Origin of the sequence: Bradyrhizobium sp. (genome assembly GCF_019242285.1) — a bacterium.
Lineage (GTDB): Bacteria > Pseudomonadota > Alphaproteobacteria > Rhizobiales > Xanthobacteraceae > Bradyrhizobium.
The window spans coordinates 1-22,690 of the sequence record NZ_JAFAVV010000446.1; the positions used below are offsets into that span (position 1 = coordinate 1).

22 protein-coding genes and 1 pseudogene are annotated in these 22,690 nt (G+C 64.4%); 5 read left to right on the forward strand and 18 right to left on the reverse strand.

Annotated features, from left to right (window positions below):
• The 17 genes from JOY90_RS17490 to JOY90_RS17570 form a co-directional block, all read right to left on the reverse strand.
• A partial coding sequence (locus tag JOY90_RS17490; RefSeq protein WP_291692370.1) for a nitrilase-related carbon-nitrogen hydrolase occupies nt 1-503 on the reverse strand: 503 nt, incomplete at its 3' end.
• Nucleotides 504-579: 76 nt separating this feature from the next.
• A complete protein-coding gene (gene urtE, locus JOY90_RS17495; RefSeq protein WP_291692371.1) occupies nt 580-1,275 on the reverse strand; it encodes an urea ABC transporter ATP-binding subunit UrtE in 696 nt (231 codons plus the stop codon).
• Nucleotides 1,275-2,024: an urea ABC transporter ATP-binding protein UrtD gene (urtD, locus tag JOY90_RS17500; RefSeq protein ID WP_291692372.1), complete on the reverse strand. Its 750-nt coding sequence runs from the start codon at nt 2,022-2,024 to the stop codon at nt 1,275-1,277. Before urtD ends, urtE begins: the two co-directional genes overlap by 1 nt.
• A gap of 4 nt (nt 2,025-2,028) precedes the next feature.
• Nucleotides 2,029-3,177 carry an urea ABC transporter permease subunit UrtC gene (gene urtC / locus JOY90_RS17505; RefSeq protein WP_291692373.1) on the reverse strand — a complete coding sequence of 383 codons (1,149 nt, stop codon included), beginning with the start codon at nt 3,175-3,177 and terminating at the stop codon, nt 2,029-2,031.
• A gap of 1 nt (nt 3,178) precedes the next feature.
• Nucleotides 3,179-4,072, reverse strand: a complete 894-nt coding sequence (gene urtB, locus JOY90_RS17510) for an urea ABC transporter permease subunit UrtB (protein ID WP_291692374.1) — start codon at nt 4,070-4,072, stop codon at nt 3,179-3,181.
• A 57-nt stretch (nt 4,073-4,129) separates the two neighbouring features.
• Nucleotides 4,130-5,389: an ABC transporter substrate-binding protein gene (locus JOY90_RS17515; protein ID WP_291692375.1), complete on the reverse strand. Its 1,260-nt coding sequence runs from the start codon at nt 5,387-5,389 to the stop codon at nt 4,130-4,132.
• 267 nt (nt 5,390-5,656) lie between these two features.
• Nucleotides 5,657-6,265: an ANTAR domain-containing response regulator gene (locus JOY90_RS17520; RefSeq protein WP_291692376.1), complete on the reverse strand. Its 609-nt coding sequence runs from the start codon at nt 6,263-6,265 to the stop codon at nt 5,657-5,659.
• Between the two features lie 24 nt (nt 6,266-6,289).
• The gene (locus JOY90_RS17525) at nt 6,290-7,450 is read right to left on the reverse strand and encodes a transporter substrate-binding domain-containing protein (RefSeq protein ID WP_291692377.1); all 1,161 of its coding nucleotides are present in this window, start codon (nt 7,448-7,450) and stop codon (nt 6,290-6,292) included.
• Nucleotides 7,451-7,689: 239 nt separating this feature from the next.
• The gene (locus JOY90_RS17530) at nt 7,690-8,520 is read right to left on the reverse strand and encodes an SDR family oxidoreductase (RefSeq protein ID WP_291692391.1); all 831 of its coding nucleotides are present in this window, start codon (nt 8,518-8,520) and stop codon (nt 7,690-7,692) included.
• Nucleotides 8,505-10,019, reverse strand: a complete 1,515-nt coding sequence (locus JOY90_RS17535; RefSeq protein WP_291692378.1) for an amidase — start codon at nt 10,017-10,019, stop codon at nt 8,505-8,507. Before JOY90_RS17535 ends, JOY90_RS17530 begins: the two co-directional genes overlap by 16 nt.
• Nucleotides 10,020-10,061: 42 nt before the next feature.
• Complete coding sequence (locus JOY90_RS17540; protein WP_291692379.1) at nt 10,062-10,772, reverse strand: ABC transporter ATP-binding protein; 711 nt, start codon at nt 10,770-10,772, stop codon at nt 10,062-10,064.
• Nucleotides 10,769-11,491, reverse strand: a complete 723-nt coding sequence (locus JOY90_RS17545) for an ATP-binding cassette domain-containing protein (protein ID WP_291692380.1) — start codon at nt 11,489-11,491, stop codon at nt 10,769-10,771. Before JOY90_RS17545 ends, JOY90_RS17540 begins: the two co-directional genes overlap by 4 nt.
• Before the next feature lie 5 nt (nt 11,492-11,496).
• On the reverse strand, nt 11,497-12,570 hold the full coding sequence (locus JOY90_RS17550; RefSeq protein ID WP_291692381.1) for a branched-chain amino acid ABC transporter permease: 1,074 nt from the start codon (nt 12,568-12,570) through the stop codon (nt 11,497-11,499).
• Entirely contained in the window at nt 12,567-13,433 is an 867-nt protein-coding gene (locus JOY90_RS17555) for a branched-chain amino acid ABC transporter permease (RefSeq protein ID WP_291692382.1), read from the reverse strand. The genes JOY90_RS17550 and JOY90_RS17555 overlap by 4 nt, the downstream gene beginning before the upstream one ends.
• A gap of 243 nt (nt 13,434-13,676) precedes the next feature.
• The gene (locus JOY90_RS17560; RefSeq protein ID WP_291692383.1) at nt 13,677-14,903 is read right to left on the reverse strand and encodes a transporter substrate-binding protein; all 1,227 of its coding nucleotides are present in this window, start codon (nt 14,901-14,903) and stop codon (nt 13,677-13,679) included.
• Nucleotides 14,904-14,936: 33 nt separating this feature from the next.
• Nucleotides 14,937-15,935: an acetamidase/formamidase family protein gene (locus JOY90_RS17565; protein ID WP_291692384.1), complete on the reverse strand. Its 999-nt coding sequence runs from the start codon at nt 15,933-15,935 to the stop codon at nt 14,937-14,939.
• A gap of 56 nt (nt 15,936-15,991) precedes the next feature.
• Nucleotides 15,992-17,512, reverse strand: coding sequence for an amidase (locus JOY90_RS17570; protein ID WP_291692385.1), 1,521 nt, complete (start codon nt 17,510-17,512; stop codon nt 15,992-15,994).
• Nucleotides 17,513-17,893: 381 nt separating this feature from the next.
• Here JOY90_RS17570 and JOY90_RS17575 point away from each other — a divergent pair, with 381 nt between their 5' ends.
• Both JOY90_RS17575 and JOY90_RS17580 read left to right on the forward strand, forming a co-directional pair.
• Nucleotides 17,894-19,072, forward strand: a complete 1,179-nt coding sequence (locus tag JOY90_RS17575) for a transporter substrate-binding domain-containing protein (RefSeq protein WP_291692386.1) — start codon at nt 17,894-17,896, stop codon at nt 19,070-19,072.
• Between the two features lie 47 nt (nt 19,073-19,119).
• Entirely contained in the window at nt 19,120-19,668 is a 549-nt protein-coding gene (locus JOY90_RS17580) for an ANTAR domain-containing response regulator (protein WP_291692387.1), read from the forward strand.
• A gap of 6 nt (nt 19,669-19,674) precedes the next feature.
• Here JOY90_RS17580 and JOY90_RS17585 read toward each other — a convergent pair whose 3' ends face one another.
• A complete protein-coding gene (locus JOY90_RS17585; protein ID WP_291692388.1) occupies nt 19,675-19,902 on the reverse strand; it encodes a hypothetical protein in 228 nt (75 codons plus the stop codon).
• 342 nt (nt 19,903-20,244) lie between these two features.
• Here JOY90_RS17585 and adh point away from each other — a divergent pair, with 342 nt between their 5' ends.
• The 3 genes and pseudogenes from adh to JOY90_RS17600 form a co-directional block, all read left to right on the forward strand.
• The gene (adh, locus tag JOY90_RS17590) at nt 20,245-21,765 is read left to right on the forward strand and encodes an aldehyde dehydrogenase (protein WP_291692389.1); all 1,521 of its coding nucleotides are present in this window, start codon (nt 20,245-20,247) and stop codon (nt 21,763-21,765) included.
• Between the two features lie 68 nt (nt 21,766-21,833).
• On the forward strand, nt 21,834-22,214 hold the full coding sequence (locus JOY90_RS17595) for a DUF779 domain-containing protein (RefSeq protein WP_291692390.1): 381 nt from the start codon (nt 21,834-21,836) through the stop codon (nt 22,212-22,214).
• Between the two features lie 211 nt (nt 22,215-22,425).
• Nucleotides 22,426-22,690: pseudogene (locus JOY90_RS17600) on the forward strand (hypothetical protein); the annotation flags it as partial.

Here is a 22,690-nt window from a genome sequence, read left to right on the forward strand (position 1 = left end):
TCATCGCAGATGATCAGGCTGACCTTCATCCCCTTCGGGCCCTCGGAGACATAGGTGCAATTGCCGGGATACCAGCCCTCGATCGGCACCCAGGGCATGATCTTGCGGTACTTCTGCACGATCTCGCCCTTGTCGTTCATCAGGATCAGGGTGTTGTAGGGCGCCTTCTTCGGGTGCTCCTCGTGGCGTTCGCCGGTCAACGAGAACACGCCCCAGACCTTGGCCTTGCGGCAGGCCTCGGCGAAGATCTCGGTCTCGTCACCGGGCACGACGGACGCGGTCTCGTACATCTCCTTGGAGTCGTACATGATGCCGTGGGTCGAATATTCCGGGAAGATCACGAGGTCCATGCCCGGAAGGCCGGTCTTCATGCCGACGATCATGTCGGCGATCTTGCGTGCGTTGTCGAGCACCTCCGCCTTGGTGTGAAGGCGCGGCATCTTGTAGTTCACGACGGCGACGCCAACCGTGTCCTGACTGGAAGAAATATCTCCGTGCAGCATTATCGCTCTCCTTGCAGCTTGCTCATCCATAATCGCCGGTGCATCGCCACCGCACCGTTGCTCCCGACGCCTCGCATCACACCGCCATGTGACGATGGACCAGCGCGTCGCTGAGGTCCTCGATCTCGCCCGACGCGACCACCCGCCCCTTCTCCATCATCGCGAATCTGTGGGCGGCCTGGCGCACGAACGTCACGTTCTGCTCGACCAGGATCACCGTCAGCCCGACCTCCCGGTTCAGACGGATGATCACGTGCTCGATCTCCTCGACGATCGAGGGCTGGATGCCCTCGTTCGGCTCGTCGAGCAGGATGATCTTCGGCTCGGCGGCGAGCGCGCGGGCGATCGCGAGTTGCTGCTGCTGGCCGCCGGACAGCACGCCGCCGTTGCGGTCGAGATTCTGGATCAGATAGGGAAACAGTTCGGCCACCAGCGGCGGAATTTCGCGCTTGCCGTCGGTGCGCGCGAACGAGCCCATCAGGATGTTCTCGCGGATGGTGAAATCCGGGATGATCTCGCGGCCCTGCGGCACATAGGCGATACCGGAGCGCGCCCGCCGGAAGGTCGGCTGGCGACCGAGATCGGCCTCGTCGAGGCGGATCTCGCCGTCCATCCGGTCGGTCAGTCCCATCAGCGTCTTCAACAGCGTCGTCTTGCCGGTCCCGTTGCGGCCGACCACGGCCGTCACCTTTCCCTCCGGCACGTCGAGACACACGTCATGCAGGATGTGGCTGCGGTCATAGAAGCTGTCGACATGAGAGAACGCCAGCATCACAGGATCCCCTTGGTGCCGAGATAGGCTTCGCGGACCTTCGGGTTGGTCTCGATCTCTCTGACATCCCCTTCGGCCAGCACCTGGCCGAGATGCAGGACGGTGATGCGCTCGGCGATCTCGCGGACGAACGCCATGTCATGCTCGACCACCACGATGGTGTGGCGGCCCTTCAGGTTGTTGACGATGACGGAGGTCTTGTGCGTCTCCGCCTGCGTCATGCCGGCGGTCGGCTCGTCCAGCAGGATGATCTTTGGATTCTGCGTGATCAGCAGGCCCAATTCGAGCCACTGGGTCTGGCCATGGCTGAGATAGGCGGCGACCTGGTTCTGCTCCTCGGTCAGTCCGATCAGCTCCAGCACCTGGTCGACGGTTCGTTTTGCGTCCGCGCCGAAGCCGAAGCGCAGGTTGGCGAACACGCCGGGCTTCCTGCAGCTTGCGACCTCGAGGTTGCGGCGGACCGTGAGCTCCTTGAACACGCTCGGGATCTGGAATTTGCGTCCCACCCCGGCGCGCGCGATCTTGTGCTCCTCCCAATTGGTAATCTCGGTGTCATGCAGGAACACGCGGCCGCTGGTCGATTTGGTCTTGCCCGAGATCAGGTCCATCAGCGTGGTCTTGCCGGCGCCATTGGCGCCGAGCAGCACCCGCAGCTCGCCTTCGTCGACCGTCATGGTGACGCCGTTGACGGCCTTGAAGCCCTCGAAATCCACGCTCAGGCCGTCGATGGTGAGAGCTGTGTCGGCCATTGCGCTACTCCGCCGCCTGAGAGGAGGTGCTGGTCACACGCAGCGCCCGCTCGCCTCCGCCGCGCTTTCGCACCACGAAACGGTCGACGAGATCATGAGCGAGGCCGCCCAGTCCCCGCGGCAGATAGAGCACGACCAGCACGAAGATCAGTCCGATCACCGCCTTCCAGGCCTCGGCAAAGCCTTCGGTCTCGCTGACGGTCGCCGAGATCACATTGATCAGGATGGCGCCGATGCAGGCGCCCAGGATCGACGACCGTCCACCGACCGCCGCCCACACCACCATGGTGATCGAGAAGGTGAGGTCCATGAAGGTCGGGGAGGCGAATTCGGAGACGATCACATAAAGCATGCCGGCAAAGCCTGCGATCGCCGCCGACACCGCGAAGAAGAAGGTCTGATAGGACGGCACGTCGAAGCCGAGATAACGCGCGCGGTTCTGGTCGTCGCGGACGGCCTGCAGGATGATCCCCGCCCGCGTTTCCACCAGCAGCCGCGCGCTGACCAGCACGAGGCTCAGCGACACCGCGACGAGATAATAGGTGGGCACGACATAGGGGTCGAATTCGAGATCGCCGACCTTGAACCAGCCGAGATCGGTGAGCCCATTGAAGCCGTTGGTGATCGGCTGGGCGTCGATCACCACGAGCCGCACCAGGAGCACCAGCGCCAGCGTGATGATGGACACGAACACGCCGGAGATGCGCTTGCGGAACACGATGGTGCCCAGGATGCCGGCGAGCGCGACCGGCAGGACCAGGCCCATTGCGACGCCGAACCATTGGCTCTGGAACGGCAGCCACAGGAACGAGGCCTTGTTGATGCAGCAGAGCTCGGTCGGCGCGCCGGGCTCGGCGTTCCACAGCATGAAGTCCGGCACCGGCTTGTCCGAGCCCTGCTGCAGGCTGGTCTGGCTCGCGAGCTTCAGCGACATCGCGAGCATGTAGGCGCCGGCGCCGAAGAACAGCCCCTGCCCCAGATTCAGGATGCCGGCATAGCCCCACGACAGCGCGATCGCGGCGCCGAGCATGCCGTAGACGAGATATTTGGCGACGCGGTTGAGCCAGAACGAATCCATGACCAGCGGCGCCAGCATGATCAGCACCACGAACACCGCATACAGCGCCCAGTCGATTGGCCGCTTCGAACTCATTTCAACGGCCTTTCAGGGCGAACAGGCCCTTGGGCTTGAGCACGATGATCGCGATCACGACGCCGAACACCACGGCGCGGGCGAGAATGTCGTTGGTGGCGGCGGCGACCAGCCCATTGATCTCGCCGAGAATGCCCGCGGAGAACACCGAGCCCAGGAGGCTGCCGACGCCGCCCATCACGACGACGAGGAAGCCGTCGACCACCATCGGCGTGCCCATGTCGGGGAACACGGTCTTGAAGCCGGACATCATCACCCCGGCCACGCCGGCAAGCCCGGACCCCAGCGCGAAGGTCAGCGCGTTGACTCTCGTCACGTCGATGCCGCAGGCCGCCGCCATCTTCGGATTGCGGATGATGGCACGGACCTGGGTGCCCATGGTGGTGCGGTAGACGATGAACCAGGTGAGAAGCGACAGGATCACCGTCACCAGGATGATGAAGGCGCGGTAGCGGTTGAGGTCGGCGCCAGCGATCGTGAAGGTGCCCTGCAGCACCTCGGGCACGCTGACGTTCTGAAGGCCGGGTCCCAATCCCTGGATGTGGATGCCGAAAAAGGACAGGCCGAATTCCAGCCGCACCGCCTGCTGGATCAGGATCGCGATGCCCCAGGTCGCGAGCAGCGTGTCGAGCAGCCGGCCGTAGAGCCTGCGCACCACCACGCGCTCGATCAGGAGCCCGAGCAGCGCGGTGACGATGAAGGCGAGCGGAATGGCGACGAAGATGTTGGTATGGAGATAGATGCCCGACAGCACCGTCACGTAGGCGCCGACCATCACCATCTCGCCATGCGCCATGTTGATCACGCCCATGGCGCCATAGGTGATCGCAAGCCCGAGCGCGACCAGAAGCAGGATCGAGCCCAGGCTGAGACCGATGAAGAGAACCTCGAGCATCACACCACCTCGACATCCACCGCGCGGCAAGGCGCGGCGGATGACCTTTTCAGCCGATCAGGTCTTGTTGAGCTTGGAGGTCTCGAGCCCCTTCGAGGTGCAGAACAGGTTGGTCGGGGTCTCGCCATAGGCGACATAGGGCAGCGGCATGATCGGCTCCTTGTAGGCGTCGATGATCTTGCCCTGTCCGTCCGGGAGCCATTGCGCGATGCGAGGGGTGAGATAGGTGTGCAGGTTCTCCGCCTCGATCTTCACGTGGCCGTTCGGCGCATCGAACTCCTGCCCCTTCACCGCCTCGCGGATCGCGACCGGGGTGATCTCGGCCGCCTTCTCCACCGCCTGCTTCCACAGGAAGACCTGGAAGTAGGAGGATTCCAGCGCGTGATGCGTCACCGCCTTCGGGTCCTTGACGAAGGCACGGTAGCGGTCGACGAAGGCCTTGTTGATGTCGGTGTCGATCGCCTGGAAATACGGGAACGAGGTATAGCTGCCGACCGCGTATTCCGCGCCCATCGCCGCGATCTCGATCTCCGAGGTCACGGTGGCGCAGATCGGCAGCTTGTCGTGGGTCAGGCCCTGGTTCTTGTACTCGCGATAGAACGCGACGACGGAATCGCCGACCACGTTGGACAGGACGACGTCGCAGCCCGAGCCCTTGATCTTGTTGACCATCGAACCCCATTCGGAATGGCCGAGCTCGAGATATTCGTCGGCGATCCATTCGCCGCCGTTCTTCTCGATCAGGATCTTGGAGACCTTCGCCATCTCGCGCGGATAGATGTAGTTCGATCCGACGATGAAGAACTTCTTCTTGCCGAGCGTCTTGATGATCCAGGGGATGAAGTTCGAGAGCTGCTGGTTCGGTACGGCGCCGGTATAGACGACGTTCTTGGAGCACTCGAAGCCTTCGTAATAGGTCGGATAGAAATAGAGGTTGTTGCGCTTCTCGAACACCGGCAGCACCGCCTTGCGGCTCGCCGAGGTGTAGGAGCCGAACACGGTCGGCACCTTGTCCTGGATGACGAGCTTGGAGGCCTTCTCGTTGTAGGTCTTCGGATCGGACGCGCCGTCCTCGGCGACCGCCGCGATCTTCATGCCCTTGACGCCGCCCGCGGCATTGATCTCGCTGATCGCCATCATCGTCGCGTCGTGCAGCGATTTCTCGATGATCGAGAGGCCGCCGGTCAGCGAGAAGAGAACGCCGACCTTGATCTCGCCTGCCGCCCGCGCGCCCGTGGAGAACACCCAGGGTGAGGTGATCACCGTGCCGCCTGCCAACAACCCGCTCTTCAGAAAACTGCGCCTATCCACCGCCATTACTCCGCTCCCACTTTTCCCACTTTTCCGACTTGCAACGGGCGCACCAACCCGTTCGCGCCGAAGCGCGTTGTTCCGTCACCGAAAATTTCCCAGACCGAGTCCATCCCCGAAAACGCATCTCGCGTCGGCGGCGACCAAAGACCCGCAAAACAAAAAAGCCCGACAGACCCTCGCGGATCTTTCGGGCTTACCTAGCCACGCCGGACCAGCAACATCGATGGTCTGGCAAAATGTTGCGAGTACTATGCCCGCAACAGTGAAAAGCTAATCATCTTTGGGTCTGTATTGCAACAGCTCATTTGCGTGGATGATAGCAGCTGCCATGTCGTCCATCGACAAGCGCTTGGCCATCGCCTGTCGACGGATGCTTTCATAGGCATCTGCCTCGTTCAGGCCCTGTCCGTTCATCAGGATCACCTTGGCCTTCTGGATGCGCTGGATGCCGGCGAGCTTGCGCTCCAGCTTGCGCACGCGCTTGTCGGCCTCGCGGCGCTCCAGCCAGAGGCTGCGCGCGATCGTGATGTTGGTGAGCAGCCCGAAGGGACGGATCGGCCGCTCGATCACCGCGACCGCGCCGGCTTCCAGCACGAGCTGGAGTGTCGAGGGATCCTCGTAGCTGACCACGGCGATCAGCGTGGGCCGGTGCGTCGCGTCTGATTTCAACAGGCGCTGGATTTGCGCGCGCTCGTCGTGCTCGATCGCGAGCAGCACGATGTCGGCCCCTTCCGCCCAGCACTCGGGGACCGGCCATTGCGTCTCGACCATGCAGCCGATGCGGCGAAGATGCTCGACGAGCTGGGTACGCTCGGGGTCCGGCGGGTGCACGACATGCACCCGCAGGCCCCGCATGTCACGAAGGATCTGGATCGCCACGCCCGATACTCCGTCGCGAGGTGCTCACGGATGCAGCTGCAGGTCGTCGACGGACCAGTCGTCCAGGCTCTGGACGACGCAATACGGGTCCGGCCGGACCCGTACCCCCGGATTCCAGACGGTCTGAAACCGGCCGTGCCGATCCAGTCGCGCAATCCGCGGCCAGAGATAGGTATGGTTGTTTTCCGGATCGATCCGCACCCGTCCCTGCGGCGCATCGAACTCGGAATCGCGCAGGTTCACCAGGACCTGCTCCGGATCATCGGTCCCGCATTTCGCGATCGCGCGCATCGCGAGGTGGAACTGGAAATAGGAGGCCTCGGCGCCGGCCGTGACCGGCGCGTCGGCGCCGTATTTTTCCTTGAAGCTCGCGACGAAGCGCCGGGCGGCCGGCGACGACAGCGTCTCGAAAAACGGCGCGGCGGTGATGTGCCCTTCCGCCGCTTCGGGCCCCATTTCGGCGACCTCGGCCTCGCTGGTGGTGAGGCTTGCGATCGGCATGCGGGTGGGGTCGAAGCCCGCCTCCCGATAGGCGCGGTAGAGCGTCGAGGTGCCGCTGCCGACCACGGTCGAGAAGATCACGTCGGGCGAGGTCTTCCTGATGCGGTCGATGGTGCGCTCGAAATCCTTCGCATTGGGATAGAGCGGAATATAGAGCTCGTCGAGGACCTTGCCCTTTCCCTGCGAGACGAAGTCGCCCATGACGCGGTTCGACTCGTAGGGATAGATGTAGTTCGAGCCGACGAACAGGAACCGGTTGCCATAAGCCGACAGCAAGAACCGCGCGAGCTGCAGCGAGTTCTGGTTGGGAGCCGCGCCCGTATAGATGCAGTGGCGGGAATATTCGAATCCCTCGTAGAGCGTCGGATAGAACAGCAGCCCGCGGTGGGCCTCGACGACCGGCAGCACGGCCTTGCGCGTGCTCGACATGTAGCAGCCGAACAGGAGCCGGATGCGGTCGACCTGGAACAGGCGCTCGGCGAAGGCGCGGAACTTCTTGTGGTCTGAGACGGGGTCGTACATGACCGGCTCGACCGCGCGGCCCAACACGCCGCCGCCGGCATTGATCTCCTCGATCGCGAGCAGGGTCGCATTGAGCTGGGACCGCTCGATCGCCGATGTCACGCCGGTCTGCGAAAACAGGACGCCGACGCGCCAGTTCCCGGTATTGTCTTCCAATGCCATGATCAGCCAAATCGCTCCGCACCATCGGCGGTTGCTGCCGGCCGATCCCGCAAAACTTATTACCGAAAGGATTGAATTGGGAAGTTGCTTATTGGGTGAATCTGCCTTGTGCGAGACCGCGGCGTCATGCAACCCGGTACCGATGGTTGCGTGCAGGCATGCCGCCTGCGTGATGATTTGACAAAACCATGCCCACGCCGAATGGAGCGACTTTGCTTCGGCGTGGGTTGGCACCATCGCTAGACTGCCTTCGTCAACGCTCCGTCGATGACGAGATTGGTGCCGGAGATGCGGCTCGCCAGCGGGCTCGCCAGGAACACCACTCCGGCCGCGACCTCCTCGGCCGTTCCCATCCTCGCCGTCGGATTGAGCGACATCGCCATCTTGAACAGGTCGGGATTGCCGTTCTCGATGTTCTCCCAGATGCCGCCTTCGAAATAGGTATTGCCCGGCGACACGCAGTTGACGCGGATGCCCTTGCCGACGAGCTTGTGGGCGAGCCCTTTCGCATAGTGGATCAGCGCGCCCTTGATCGCACCATAGGAGCCGGCGGCGAAATCGACCTCGAAGCCGGAGACGCTTGAGATGACGATCGCCGACGCCGACGTCGATTTCTCGAGGTAAGGCTCCGCGGCGGCGATCGCGTTCACGGTGTGCATCATGTCGGTGCGGAACGACTTGTCCCAGGTCTCCGGGGTGTCGCCGACGGCGAGCGCGCTGACATTGCAGACGATGCAGTCGATGCCGCCAAGCTCGGCCGCAGCACCTTCAACCCAGCCTTGCAGCGCCGCCGCATCGGCGACGTCGATCGCCTTGCCGGACGCCTTGACGCCCTTCGCGGCCAGCGATTTGACGGTGCCCGCGACCTCCTCGGCGTTACGCGCGCAGATCGAAACATTGGCACCCTCGGCGGCAAACATCTCGGCGATCGCACGTCCGATGCCCTTGCTGCCGCCGGTCACGAGCACGTTCTTCCCCTCGAGCTTGAGATCCATCCCTGCCTCCATCAGGTCTGCGGCCGGTCTTTGTGAACAGCCGGCCGCGCGAACAACAACTACATCTTGGTCCAGTCGCCCGCACTTTCGAACGCCGCGGCGGCGCGATAGATCGTCGGCTCGTCGTAATACTTGCCGATCAGCATCAACCCGATCGGCAACCCGTCGCTCATGCCACAGGGGATGCTCATCGCCGGATGGCCGCTCGCATTGAACGGCGCGGTGTTCGGCACCATCTCGAACGCGCGCTGGATGTAGAGCTCGCGCGGCGCGTCCGCGGGCGGGATCGGCGTCGCCTTCATCGGCAGGGTCGGCATCAGCAGCAGATCGTAACTGGCGAGCGCTGCGTCATAGGCGGCGCGCAGCTTGCGGTTCAGGTTCTGCGCCTTGGCGTAGAAGTGACCGCGATAATGCTTGGAGAAATACTGCCCCAGCAGCATCGTGATCTTGAGGCTGTCGGAGAGCTCGTCGGCCCGGTGCCTCCACCCAGAATGGGCATCGAGCAGCGTCACGCTGTAGAGACCGCGCCAGTTGGTGCCCATGCCATTGCCCTTCATCATGAACTCGGTGGCGCCTTCGGCGGCGATCGGCAGCCAGATCGCGGGCGCGACCAGGTGCATCGGCACCGAGATCTCGTCCACGGTCGCGCCGAGCTTGCGAAAGAGTTCCGCGCCCGCCTTGACCTTGGCATCGACGTCGGCCTCCGAACTCGGATGACCAAAGCCCTCCTTCACCACGCCGATCCGCAATCCCTTGACGCTGCCACCCAGCGCCTCGGTATAGCTCGACACTTTCGGCGTGCCTTGCCTGGGATCGAGACCGTCGGCGCCGGCCAGCACCTCGAGCAGCAGCGCATTGTCGCGCACGTTGCGCGTCATCGGGCCGGTGTGGTCGATGGTGAGCTCGATCGGCATCACCCCGGTATAGGGCACGAGACCATAGGTGCCCTTCATGCCGTAGGTGCCGCTGAACGCCGAAGGAATGCGGATCGATCCGCCCTGGTCGCCACCGATCGCCATATCGGCCTCGCCGGTCGCCACCACGACTGCGCTGCCCGAGGACGAGCCGCCGGCCGAATAGCCCATCTTGTGGGGATTGTGCACAGGGCCGGCCGCGCAGGTGTGGCTGCCGCCGGAGAAGCAGAAATATTCGCAATGGGTCTTGCCGACGATGGTGCCGCCGGCATCGAGGATGCGGGTCACGATGGTGGCGTCGGTCTCCGGCGTATAGCCTTCGAGCGTCGAGGCGCCGTTCATCATCGGCACGCCGGCGAGGTTGACATTGTCCTTGAGCGCGATCTTCTTGCCGGCGAGCTTGCCGCTTGGCGCGCCCTTGATCTCGGTCTTGACGTACCAGGCGTTGTACTTGTTCTCCTCGCCCTCCGGGCGATAGCCCGGCGTGCGCGGATATTTCACCGCCGGCACATAGTCGGCCATGGCGTCGACGGCGTCATAGGCGAGGTAGTTCGCCTGCATCAGCGCATCGTAGGATTTCAGCTCAGCATCGCTCATGGTCATGCCGAGGTCCGCGGCAACGCCGCGCAACTGATCGAGGGTTGGTCGTCTGACTGCCATGGCCTGGTCTCCCTGTTTGACGCGCCCGCTTGACGGCGGACCTTACGTGGTGATGCCGATGAATTCGCCGACGAGGCTCGCATCATGGAGTTCGTCCGGCTGCACCTCGCGGGTAATCGTGCCCTTCTGGATGATCAGGATCCGCTGCGAGAGGGCCGCGATGAAATCGAGGTTCTGCTCGACCAGGATCATGGTCAAGCCGCTCCTGCCACGCAGGCGCTGCAAGGTTTCCACGATCTCGTCGATGATCGAGGGCTGGATTCCCTCGGTCGGCTCGTCGAGCAGCACGAGGCGCGGCTTGCCGCAGAGGCAGCGCGCGATCGCGAGCAATTGCTGCTCGCCGCCCGACAGCGCGCCGCCGGTGCGGTCGAGCAGGCGCTTCAGGCGGGGAAATTCCTCGAGCACGGCCTCGATAGTCTCCCGCTCGGCGCCGCTCTGCTGCTTGCTGCAGCCCATGCGCAGATTGTCGAGCACCGTGAGTTGCGGAAAGATCTCGCGGCCCTGCGGCACATAGCCGAGTCCGAGCCGCGCGCGGCGATACGGCTCGGCCGCTGTGATGTCGTCCTGCTCCAGGCGGACGCGGCCGCCGGTGGCGGGGAGGAACCCCATCAGCGCTTTCAATAGCGTGGTCTTGCCCATGCCGTTGTGGCCGAGGATACCGACGAACTCGCCCTCGCCGACGGCGAAGCTGATGCCGTTCAGGATCGGGATACGACCGTAGGCGGTGCGCAGTCCCTGGACATCGAGCATCATGCCGCGGCCGCCTGCTTGCCGAGATAGATGTCGCGCACCAGCGGGTTGCGCATGATGTTCTCCACCTGGTCCTCCACCAGCACGCTGCCCTGGTTGAACACCGTGACCTTCTTGGCGATCATGCGGATGAACTGCATGTCATGCTCGACCACGATCAGGGCCTTGGTGCGGTTGATCTCGCGCACGAGCTCCGCGGTCTTGTTCACCTCCTCATGGGTCATGCCGGCGGCCGGCTCGTCGAGCAGGATCAGTTCCGGGTCGGTCGACAGCACCAGTCCGAGCTCGACCCATTGCCGCTGGCCATGGGCGAGCTGGCCGACCAGCCGGCCCGCCACCTGCGTCAGGCCGATGCGCTCCAGCATCTCGTCCACCAGGCGCCTGGCCTTTTCGCCGCGATGCAGCCGGCTCGCGGCGAGCCAGACATTCTCGCGCACGGAAAGGCCGTCGAACACGTTCGGTACCTGGGTCTTGATGCCGATGCCGAGCCGCGCAATCTGGTGCGCGTGGGCGCTGGAGATGTCCTGGCCGCGGAACAGCACCTGGCCCTGGCTCGGTTCGAGCTGGCCGGTCAGCATCTTGAAGAAGGTGCTCTTGCCGGCGCCGTTCGGTCCGATCAGGCAGCGCAGTTCACCCTCGTCGAGGGTGAAGTTGACGTTGCGCACGGCGTGGACGCCGCCGAAGTGTTTGCTGAGATCACGGGTCTGCAACAGCGGCGCCATCGTGACTACTCCGCCGCTTCCGGTTCGAAACGCTCGCGCTCTGCCCCGCGCCGGCCGCGCAGCCCGAGCAGCCAGCCGCCGAGATCGCCGAGTGTCGGCACCAGTCCCTTCGGTACCAGCAGCACGAAGGCGATCAGGATGACGCCGAGGATGAGCGGTGCATTGGCGAATATTTTCGCCCACCAGTCCGTGCCCGTGGGTTGATTGGCGCCGAGCGCGGTGGAGAGCCACTGGATGCCGATGCAGCCGACGATCGGACCGATCAGCGTGCCGCGGCCGCCGACGATGACCCAGATGATGATCTGCGCCGATTGCGACAGGCCGAAGATGGTCGGGCTGACGAAGCTGCCCCAGTTGGCGAACAGGCAGCCCGCAAAGCCGGCGAGCGCGCCGCCGATGGTGAAGGTGGCGAGCTTGTAGGCGCGCGGGTCGTAGCCGAGCAGCTCGGCGCGCCGCTCGTTCTCGCGGATGCCGACGATGATGCGGCCGAACCGGCTCGCCAGCAAGAGCCGCAGGCCGAAATAGGTGACGAGCACCGATCCCGCGGCGAGATAGAACATGCCTTCGAGGTCGACCGCCGCGGTCCTGTCGCCGGGCCAGTTCAGCGGCGGAATGCCGGGAATGCCGTTGAAGCCGCCGAGCCGCGCGGTGCCGATATGGAATTCGGGCCCTGCGGTGGAATTGATGGCGTTGAACAGGATCAGCGTCACCGTCAGCGTGATGACGCCGAGATAGACGTCGCTGATCCGGCCGTAGAACATGAAGTAGCCGAGCAGCGCGGCAAAGGCAGCCGGCAGGATTATGGCGAGCAGCACCGGCACCGTGCTCTCGCCGATGTTGAACATCGCGATCGCGTAAGCGTAGGCGCCGAGCCCGAAGAAGGCCGACTGGCCGAAGCAGAGAATGCCGCCATAGCCCCAGATCAGCGCCAGGCTGAGCGCGAGGACCGCCATCACCATGTAGACGGTGAGCTCGAGCACGGTGTCGAGCTCGGCAAAGCGCGGCGTCAGGATCATGAACGCGATGCCGATGACTGCGACCAGCGCGAGGCCGAGAATGTTGAGCCAGCGCTGGTTCACAGCCCTCTCCGGAAAAAGCGGCCGGTGATGCCCTGCGGCAGCAGGCGGATCAGCACGATCGCGGCCGCCAGCAGCGCGACCTCGCCGAACACCGGCGTGGTGACGAAGGTGGCGATCTGGTTGATTGCGCCGAACAGCGCGGAGGCCGACACCGTGCCGCTCAGGATTGCCGCGCCGCCGCCGATCACCGTGATGAAGGATTTTGCGACATAGGCGACCCCGATGGTCGGGAACACGCCGGACACCGGCGCCAGCACCGCCCCCGCAAGTCCGGTCAGCGCAGCGCCGATGCCGAACGTGACGGCATAGACCCGCGGCGGGTTGACGCCGAGCGCGGCCGCCATGTCGGCGTTCTGCATGGTGCCGCGCGCGATCAGGCCGAGCCGCGTCCAGCGCAGCGTGGCGAAGATCGCCGCCAGCACGACGATGGCGACCGCGATCACGAACAGGGTGTAGGTGCTGGTGCGGTAGGTCCCGATCTCGAAGCTGCCGAGCGGCGCCGAGATGCCGACCGTGGTGTTGCCGAAGATCGCGGTGGTGAGGCCGACCAGGAACAGGCTCAGGCCCCAGGTCGCCAGCATGGTATCGATCATGCGGCCATAGAGGAAGCGGATGATGGCGCGCTCGACGACGACACCAATCAGGCCGACGACGATCGGCGCCACAACCAGCATCGCGATCCAGAGGTTGACGCCGTGGCTGGTGGCGACGATCGCGGCGTAGCCGCCGAGCATCAGAAACTCGCCATGAGCGAGGTTGATGACCCGCATCATGCCGAAGATGATGGCCAGCCCGACGCTGATCAGCGCCAGGCTGGCGACTGCGTAAAGGACCTGGATGGCCAGGAGCGCAACGAGATCCACGTTCACCTTTCTTCAAGTCGCGATGAGACCGGGTCGAGCTGTCACCGCATCGGAAGCATGCTCCCTCGCCCCGTTCTTCACGGGGAGAGGGCTGGGATGAGGGGCTGCCTCCACGAGCTCAGTTCGCGGAGAGAGCCCTCACCCGAAGCCTTCGGCTTCGACCTCTCCCTGTGAAGAACGGGGAGAGGTGAAACTGAGCGAGCGGAAATGCCGCCTCACTCAAGAACGATCACACCTCAGCCCTCAAATCTTGATCACATACTGCTGGTTGTCGTTCGGGTTCTTGATCAGGTTGCAGACCGCCGCCGTGTCCGCCGGCTTCTGCTGCGCGAAATCCTCCAGCACCTTGAGCTTCTTGTCGGCGACCTCGGCGATGTGCACGTCGAGCACGCAGTGATGCGTCGGCGGGTCGATCGTGACCTTGCCGGACGGCGCGTCGATGCTGATACCGGTCTCCAGCGCCTCGATCACCTTGAGCCGATCGACGCTGCCGGCTTTCTTGACCGCCTCCGCCCACAGCCGGAAGCCCTGATAGGTGCCCATCGCCAGCTCGGTGATGTTCGGATAGTCCTCGCCGAAGCGCTTGTGGAAGCTCTTCACGAAGGTCTCGTTGACGGGGTTCTTAAGGTCCTGGAAATAATTGTAGCAGACCAGCATGCCGTCACACTCCTCCGGCGACAACACGATGTGCTCGTTGCCGACCGCGAAGGTGGTCGAGGCCATCGGGATGCTCTTGCGCATGCCCGCCGCGGCCCATTGCCGGTAGAACGAGATGTGCGCGCCGCCGACCAGCGCCGACCACACGAAATCCGGCTTCGCCGCCTGGATCTTGGAAATGGTCGGGCCGAAATTGGTGACGTCGAGCGGGAAAAAATCGATCGACGGCACCTCGCCGCCGTTTTCGAGCACGTACTTCTTCACCCATTGCGAGGTGATCTGGCCGTAATTGTAGTCGGCCGCGATGACATAGACCTTCTTGCCCCACTTCTTCATCGCGTAGGGCACGAGCTTCTCGACCGTCTGTGCCGGCGTGACGCCGGTATCGAACTGGTCGCGGTCGCAGACGCCGCCCTCATACTGCGTGTTGTAGAAGTAGAGCGTCTTGAACTTGTCGAGCACCGGCCGGATCACCTCGCGCGAGGCCGAGGTGATGCCGCCATGGACGACTGCGACCTTGTCCTTCAGCGCGGCTTGCTGCGCGAACTGGGTATAGAGCTGCATGTTCGACTGCGGATCGTAATTGATCAGCTTGATCTGGCGCCCGAGCAGGCCGCCGGCCGCGTTGGCCTCCTCGACCGCCAAGGTCAGGGCATCGACCATCGGCTTGCCGTAGATGTCGAGCCCGCCGGAGAGATCGTGGATGCCGGCCACGTTGATCGGCTCTTCCGCCGCAAATGCGCTGGAAGAAACCAGGCCGGCGGCAGCGCCGGCAGCCGTGCTTTGCAGGAACTTTCTGCGGTTCATCATCATTGCCGTCCCTCTCCTCAACCTTTGATCTTCGAATTATGCAACCAGGTACTTCTTCAGGATGGATGCGCCCATCGTGTATTTCGGATCGACCATGTTGCCGAGCCGCATGCGACCGGCCTGGCTCAGCAACATGTAGGCGTCGATCTCGTCGAAGCCGTATTCGCCGCTCATCCAGCGCGTCAATTCGCGATAGGCGATGCGCGCCGCATCCTCGAGCGGCCGCGCGCTGCCGATGGTCATGATGAAGTCCGCGGTCTCGAGCCGCGGCCAGGCGAAGCTCCAGCCCTTGATGACGTCGACCTGCAAGGTCACGGTGGCGCGCTGCTCGATCGCGACGCCTGACAATTCGCCGTCGCCCTGCGCGGCGTGGCAGTCGCCGACATAGAGCAATGCGCCCTTGGTGTGCACGGGGAAATAGAGGATGGCGCCGGGTGCGACGTCCGGCAGGTCCATGTTGCCGCCGTGATAGTCGGGCTGCAGCGAGGAGATCGCCTCGATCTGCGGCGATATGCCGATGGTGCCGATGAAGGGCTGGTAAGGCAGCGTGATCTTGTCGCTCCAGCGCACGCCGCTGGTGTCGACATGGACCTTGCGCACGCGCTCCGGCAGCGGCGGATTGAGCATGGCGGTCGACGCGGTGCCGACGAGCCCGCCAAATTCGGGAATGATGCAGGTCGTGCCGGCCGGCTGGGCGCCGCGCGTCTCGACCGCATGGATCAGCACCGCCAGGACGTCGCCCTTCTCGACGCCGTCAACCGCGATCGGCCCGCATTGCGGATTGAGGAAGGGAAAGTTGAGTTTCTCGGTCGGCTTGTCCTGCTCGCTGGTGATGACGCCGCCAAAGGCATCTTCCGTCTCGACCGCAACGACGTCGCCCGGCGCCACCGTCAGCACAGGCTTGGCATAGGGCCCGTACACGTAATGAAACGCCCCCTGCGCCTCGATCGACAATGCGTGGTGCCTGCCCGCCTCGCCCTTGGCGAGACCGCGCCTGGCCATGATGGAGGTCTTCAGCCAGGGATCCGTGATCATCGTGATTTCCTCCCTCCGAGAAGCCAGTCCACGCTACGCTTCATGTGTCAGGATGCCTAGTTCGACTTCCAGTCGCCGCCGGCCTCGATCGCTGCGGCGAGCCGGATCAGGGTCGGCTCGTCGAAATGCCTGCCGACCAGCATCAACCCGACCGGCAGACCATTGACCCGCCCGCAAGGCACGGTGAAGGCGGGATGTCCGGAGACGTCGAATGAGCAGGTATTGGCCTGCATGTTGAGCGCGGTGTCGATCTGGGTCCCGAGCGGCGCGTCGGCCGGCGGGATCGGCGTCGCCGTGAACGGAATGGTCGGCATGGCGATCGCGTCGAATTTCTCCAGCGCCTCGTCGTAGGCGCGACGCAGCAGCACACGCAGGTTCTGCGCCTTCGAATGATACCGCCCGTGATAGTTGCGATGCAGGTATTCGCCGAGCATCAGGACGAGCTTCACGGTCGGCGAGACGTCGTTGATCCGCGTTCCCATGCCGCGCGCGAGCGCCTCCTGCATCGAAACGGGGTAGTAGCCCTGCACATTGTTGCCGACACCGTATCCCTTGAGCATCATCTCGGCCGCACCTTCAAGAATGATGCCACTCCAGACATGCGGCCCGTCGAGGTGCCATGGCACCGAGATTTCGGCGCTTTCGACGCCAGCCCTGGCGAGCGCCGAGGCCGTCTGCCGCACCGTCTCGCTCACCGCGGCATCGCTCTCCGGATGGCCGAAACCTTCACGCAGCACGGCGATGCGCAGCCCCCTCGCCGGCTGCTGCAGAGCGCCCATGTAGTCGCCGGTTCGTGCCGCGATGGTGCGGGTGTCCCAGCCGTCATGACCGGCGATCACGGAGAGCAGCCGCGCGACGTCCTCGACGCTGGCGCACATCGGGCCGCAATGGTCGACCGAATAGCTGATCGGCATCGAGCCGGTGGTCGGCACCAGGCCCCAGGTCGGCTTCAGGCCATAGACGCCGCACCAGCTCGAGGGCGTGCGGATCGATCCGCCCTGGTCGCCGCCGAGTGCCATCGGCACCTCGCCGGCCGCCACCAGCGCCGCGCTCCCGCCCGAGGAGCCGCCGGCGCTGTGGGCCGGATTGTGCGGATTGCGGATCGCGCCGGTGGCGCAGGTGTGGCTCGCGCCGGAGAAGCAGAGATCCTCGCAGGCCGCCTTGCCGGCGATGGCGCCTCCGGCGTCGAGGATGCGCGTCACCACGGTCGCATCCATCTCCGGCACATAGCCTTCGAGCAGCGCCGAGCCGTTCATCATGGGTACGCCGGCGACACAGATGTTGTCCTTGATCGCGACCTTCTTGCCGCTCAACAGCCCGTCGGCGCCGGGCTTCCTGATGTCCGTCTTCCAATACCAGGCGCCATGTGGATTCTCGGACGCGGGCGGACGGTAGCCCGGCGCACGCGGCGTCACCTGTGACAGTGCCGGCGCGACCAGTTCATCGAGCCGGCTGTACGACGCCAGCGAGCCCTTGAAGGCCTGCTGGAACGCGGCAAGCTCGTCCGCCGTCAGCACCAGTCCGAACTCAGAGCCAAGCTGATCGATCTGCTCCAGGGTTGGAAGGCGGACGGCCATGATGTTCTCCCCATATCGCACGCGAAGTGCACGCGCGCACGTGCACAAAACTCAAGCGCACAAACGCAAAAAGCCACCCGTGGCCGAAAGAGGCCGCGAATGGCTGCAATGCCGTACTATCGAAGGTCGTGTCGGTCGACGTGGCAGGACGAAACGAAGTAGCTCTTCGCTCAGACGGCGTCGGCTGCGGAAAAGCCTTCGTCTTGCACGTATTCTTGGTTCCAAATGATTGTGTCTTAGCCGCGCCGGCCTTGTCAATCAGAGGCCGGCCCCTTTTTTGAGCTGGCGTCGCTCAAAACGCACGCAGTGCAAAACGATGATGGGTGGTGACAGGCCGGCGCACTTGCGGTGAGATGAGCTGATGCCATTGCCGGGTTCTGCATGAAAAAGCCCTCGATCCCCCTGGGCCTCGTCTTCTCCCGCTCGGGCCCCTACGCCATGATGGCGCGCGAGATGGAGAAGAGCGCGCTGATGGCGGTCGACGAGGTCAACCAGAGCACCGCGTTCGATTTCCAGTTCGCGCCGCATTTGCGCGATCCCCGCGGCATCGTCGCCGCCTATCACACCGCCTGCGACGACCTGATCCGCACCGAGCAGGTGCAGCACATCGTCGGCTGCTACACGTCGGCTTCGCGCAAGCAGGTGATCCCGATCGTCGAGCGCACCGAGCGTCTGCTCTGGCATCCCGCGCGCTACGAGGGTTTCGAGACCAGCGACAACGTCATCTATGTCGGCGCGGCGCCGAACCACACGGTGGTGCCGCTGGCGCGGCACATGCTCGATCACATGGCGAACGCGGTATTCTGCGCCGGCTCCAATTATGTCTGGACCTGGGAGAGCAACCGCGTGCTGCGCGACATCGTCACCAGCGCGGGCGGCCGCATTCTCGCCGAGCGGCTCCTGGAGCTCGGCGAGACCGGCGTCGATCATATCGTCGCCGAGATCATCGAGCGCCGGCCGCCGGCGATCTTCAACACGCTGGTCGGGGAATCCAGCTACGTCTTCATGCGCGCGCTGCATGAAGCCTCGATGCGCGCCGGCCTCTCGATTCCGGTGCTGAGCTGCAGCCTGTGCGAGCCCGAGCTCGCGCTGATCGGCTCCGCCGCATCCGTCGGATGCGTCACCTCATCGGCCTATTTCGAAAGCGTCGAAGGTCCCGAGAACAGCGCCTTCGTCGCACGCTGGAAGGCCCGTCACGGCGCGGACAGCCACGTCTCGGTCGACGCGCTGTCGACCTATGTCTGCGTGATGCTGCTCGCGCGTGCGATCGACCGCGCGGGCTCGGCCGACGTCGCTGCGGTGCGGCGAGCCGCGGCCAATCACCGCTATGACTCACCGCAAGGCCCGGTCTGGGTCGATCCCGACAACAATCACTGCTTCCTGACGCCCCGGCTGGCGCGCTCCGTCGCGGGCTGTCAATTCCGGATATTCTGGGAGGCCGACACGCCGCAGCGGCCCGACCCCTACCTGTCCAATCTCGATCTGGGCTCGATCGCGCGCAAGACCGAAGACAGCGACGCGATCGGCAAGCGTCCCTCCCACTTGCGTGTCATCAAATGAATAGACCCTCGCCTTTCTCCGTCCGCGGCCGCCGCGCCCTCATGATCATGAAGGACGAGCGCGAGATCGCGCTTCTCCGCCGCCAGCTTCATCGCCTGGGAATGTCGGTCGCGGAGATCGAACCCGGACAGACGCTGCTGCCGCCTGAGCCCTTCGACGTGATCGTGCTGGATGCCGACGGCATGCCGATCAAGTCCGATCCCGCGCCGGCCTGGCGCGATGCGCCGATCATTGCGCTGGTCGGGACCGAGACCCCGAGCCGGCTGAAATGGCTGCTCGACCTCAGGCCGGCGTCCTTCCTGGTGAAACCGCTGCGCTCGGCGGGACTCTATACGGCGCTGGTGGTCGCCTTCGACGCGCATCAGCGGCGGCTCGAAGAGCTCTCCCATGTCGAGAAGCTCGAGGACCGCATCCGCTCGCGCCGCGTCGTGTTCGCCGCGGTGCTGCGCATGATGCGTGATCATGCGCTGTCCGAGGAGGACGCCTTCGCGCTGATCCGGCAGACCGCGATGCGACATCGCACCACGATCGAGCAGCTCAGCGCTGACATCGTCGCGGCCGGCGGCATGCCGAACCGCACCAGCCGCAGCGCCTGACGACGGTCAAGCGCCGCGCGCCGTCGACTTCTGCGCCTGCCGCGCCGCGATCAGCCTCGCGGTGCAGCCATTGCAGATCAGCGCGCACTCGTCCGAAACGAGTCCGAGGGGAAGGCTCAGTCCGATCGCGACGTCACGGTCCGCGCCAATCTCGATGACACCGTCGCAGCAGGCGCATCGATAGTGTTGCGAGTAAGGGGCGGACGTTCCAGCTTCCAGCTTGTTGCGCGTCATCTCCCGAACTCCATCACAGCGCAAGCTTGAGATCGCACATCAACTCTCGGGCATCTACCTACCTTGAACCGCATTCGTCCTCACCGGTCCAGCCGAATTCAATCGCCGGAGGCGCGATATTTGTTTGAATATAACGTTGACGCGGGCCCCGTCGCGGGCGCAGACTGCCCGCCGGCTTCGCCGGGAGTCATCCGAGCATGACGCGAATCCATCCCCCTCAAGCCCTGCCTGTTCGTGGCGCGTCCGCGTTTGTCGGGACGATGGATGCGGGAGGCGAATCCTGTTCCTTGAAACAGCCGCCCGGACGCCGAGAAGGCGCCGGCTCATCCTGGAGGAGATGACATGTATCAACAGGCCTTGGACAAGGTTTCCAAAGAGCTTCTGATCCGCGACCGCTACGACAATTTCATCGGCGGCAAGTGGGTTGCGCCGGTCGAAGGCAAGTATTTCGACAATCCGAGCCCGATCACCGGCAAGCGGCTGTGCCAGATTCCGCGCTCCACCGCAGCCGACATCGAGCTGGCGCTGGATGCCGCCCACAAGGCCAGGGAGGCCTGGGGACGGACGTCGGTCCAGGAGCGCTCGCGTCTGCTCAACAAGGTCGCCGACAAGATCGAGGCCAATCTCGACCTGCTCGCGCTGATCGAGACGCTCGACAACGGCAAGCCGATCCGCGAGACCACGCATGCCGACATGCCGCTGGTGGTCGACCATTGGCGCTATTTCGCGGGCGTCGTACGCGCCCAGGAAGGCACCCTCTCCGAGATCGATCACGACACCATCGCCTATCATTTCCACGAGCCGCTCGGCGTCGTCGGCCAGATCATCCCGTGGAACTTCCCGATCCTGATGGCGACCTGGAAGCTCGCGCCGGCGCTCGCCGCCGGCAATTGCGTGGTGCTGAAGCCGGCCGAGCAGACGCCGCTCGGCATCCTCGCCGTGATGGAGCTGATCGCCGACATCCTGCCGCCCGGCGTCGTCAACGTCGTCAACGGCTTCGGCATCGAAGCCGGCAAGCCGCTCGCGCAGAACAAGCGGATTGCAAAAATCGCCTTCACCGGCGAGACCACGACGGGGCGCATGATCATGCAATATGCGTCCGACAACATCATCCCGGTGACGCTGGAGCTCGGCGGCAAGTCGCCGAACATCTTCTTCGCCGACGTCGCGCAGGCCGATGACGACTTCCTCGACAAGGCGCTGGAAGGTTTCGCGATGTTCGCGCTGAACCAGGGCGAGGTCTGCACCTGCCCGAGCCGCGTCTTGGTGCAAGAGACGATCTATGACAAGTTCATGGAGAAGGCGGTCGCCCGCACCAAGAAGATCAAGCAGGGCCACCCGCTCGACGCCTCCACCATGATCGGTGCGCAGGCTTCCAACGATCAGCTCGAGAAGATCCTGTCCTATCTCGACATCGGCAGGCAGGAAGGCGCCAAGGTTCTGACCGGCGGCAAGCGCGCGAGCATGGAGGGCGAGCTCGCCGAAGGCTATTACGTCGAGCCGACCATTTTCGAGGGCAACAACCGCATGCGCATCTTCCAGGAGGAGATTTTCGGACCCGTGGTCTCGGTCACGACATTCAAGGACGAGGATGACGCGCTTTCGATCGCCAACGACACGCTTTACGGGCTCGGCGCCGGCGTCTGGACCCGCAACATCAACCGCGCCTACCGGTTCGGCCGCGCCGTCCAGGCGGGCCGGGTCTGGACCAACTGCTACCACGCCTATCCCGCGCATGCGGCGTTCGGCGGCTACAAGCAGTCCGGCATCGGGCGCGAGACCCACAAGATGATGCTGGACCACTATCAGCAGACCAAGAACATGCTGGTCAGCTACTCGACCAAGCCGCTCGGCTTCTTCTGAGGCGCAGGCCGCGCGGAGCCGGTGCGGGTTTTACCTCGCATCGGCAACCGCTTGGACGGAGGTAAAGCATGATCAACCGGGTAGAGATCACCGACAAGGCCGCCGAGATCGTGGCGCGGCTGAGGGCGCAGCACGGCGCGCTCATGTTCCACCAGTCCGGAGGCTGCTGCGACGGCTCGGCACCGATGTGCTACCCGGTCGGCGATTTCCGGACCGGTCCGCAGGACGTGCTTCTGGGCAGCATCGCCGGCTGCGAGTTCTACATCGGCGCCGCGCAATTCGAATATTGGCGGCACACTCAGCTCATCATCGACGTCGTGCCCGGCCGCGGCTCCGGCTTTTCGGTCGAGGCGCCCGAGGGCGTGCGGTTCCTGACCCGCAGCCGGGTGTTCACCGACGACGAGGTCGCTGCGCTGGAGGCCGCCGGCCCGCCGGTGCATGCCGCCTGACCCGTTTTCGAGGCGGCGCAGCCGGACTTTGCCGGCTCGCGCCTTGAAGTTTCCATACAGCGCTCCGAAGATCGGGGATCGGACCAACTCTGGATCGCGATCGATGGGTCGCGATCTTTCGTGAGCCGCCCCGCGGGTGCAGCGAACCGATAGCCGGTGATGATCGGCCGAAGGCATTGCCACTTTCAACCCGATCAAGGGATTCAAAATCATGAGAAAAGAATACCAGGGAGATCTGTCCAAGACCCACGCGCGCATGCTTGCCGCGGCCGCACTAGCAGCACTGCTCGGCGCAGCCTGCACCACAGCAGCGCGCGCCGAAACGTCTCCCGTCCGCGTTCCCGACAAGAGCTTTCCGGAAAGCGTGACCTCGACCAAGAACGGCACGCTGTATGTCGGAAGCTTCAACAATGGCGGCGTGACGCTGGTCACTCCGGACGGAAAGGCCGAGCAGCTCGTCAGCCCAGGCGCCAACA

Bases quoted from the DNA above. Each gene is read 5' to 3' on its own strand.
- urtE (WP_291692371.1), bottom strand. From the start codon at position 1,275: ATGCTGGCGTTCTCTCATGTCGACAGCTTCTATGACCGCAGCCACATC.
- urtD (WP_291692372.1), bottom strand. From the start codon at position 2,024: ATGGCCGACACAGCTCTCACCATCGACGGCCTGAGCGTGGATTTCGAG.
- urtC (WP_291692373.1), bottom strand. From the start codon at position 3,177: ATGAGTTCGAAGCGGCCAATCGACTGGGCGCTGTATGCGGTGTTCGTG.
- urtB (WP_291692374.1), bottom strand. From the start codon at position 4,072: ATGCTCGAGGTTCTCTTCATCGGTCTCAGCCTGGGCTCGATCCTGCTT.
- JOY90_RS17515 (WP_291692375.1), bottom strand. From the start codon at position 5,389: ATGGCGGTGGATAGGCGCAGTTTTCTGAAGAGCGGGTTGTTGGCAGGC.
- JOY90_RS17525 (WP_291692377.1), bottom strand. From the start codon at position 7,450: ATGGCATTGGAAGACAATACCGGGAACTGGCGCGTCGGCGTCCTGTTT.
- JOY90_RS17535 (WP_291692378.1), bottom strand. From the start codon at position 10,019: ATGGCAGTCAGACGACCAACCCTCGATCAGTTGCGCGGCGTTGCCGCG.
- JOY90_RS17540 (WP_291692379.1), bottom strand. From the start codon at position 10,772: ATGATGCTCGATGTCCAGGGACTGCGCACCGCCTACGGTCGTATCCCG.
- JOY90_RS17545 (WP_291692380.1), bottom strand. From the start codon at position 11,491: ATGGCGCCGCTGTTGCAGACCCGTGATCTCAGCAAACACTTCGGCGGC.
- JOY90_RS17560 (WP_291692383.1), bottom strand. From the start codon at position 14,903: ATGATGATGAACCGCAGAAAGTTCCTGCAAAGCACGGCTGCCGGCGCT.
- JOY90_RS17565 (WP_291692384.1), bottom strand. From the start codon at position 15,935: ATGATCACGGATCCCTGGCTGAAGACCTCCATCATGGCCAGGCGCGGT.
- JOY90_RS17570 (WP_291692385.1), bottom strand. From the start codon at position 17,512: ATGGCCGTCCGCCTTCCAACCCTGGAGCAGATCGATCAGCTTGGCTCT.
- JOY90_RS17575 (WP_291692386.1), top strand. From the start codon at position 17,894: ATGAAAAAGCCCTCGATCCCCCTGGGCCTCGTCTTCTCCCGCTCGGGC.
- JOY90_RS17580 (WP_291692387.1), top strand. From the start codon at position 19,120: ATGAAGGACGAGCGCGAGATCGCGCTTCTCCGCCGCCAGCTTCATCGC.
- JOY90_RS17585 (WP_291692388.1), bottom strand. From the start codon at position 19,902: ATGACGCGCAACAAGCTGGAAGCTGGAACGTCCGCCCCTTACTCGCAA.
- adh (WP_291692389.1), top strand. From the start codon at position 20,245: ATGTATCAACAGGCCTTGGACAAGGTTTCCAAAGAGCTTCTGATCCGC.
- JOY90_RS17595 (WP_291692390.1), top strand. From the start codon at position 21,834: ATGATCAACCGGGTAGAGATCACCGACAAGGCCGCCGAGATCGTGGCG.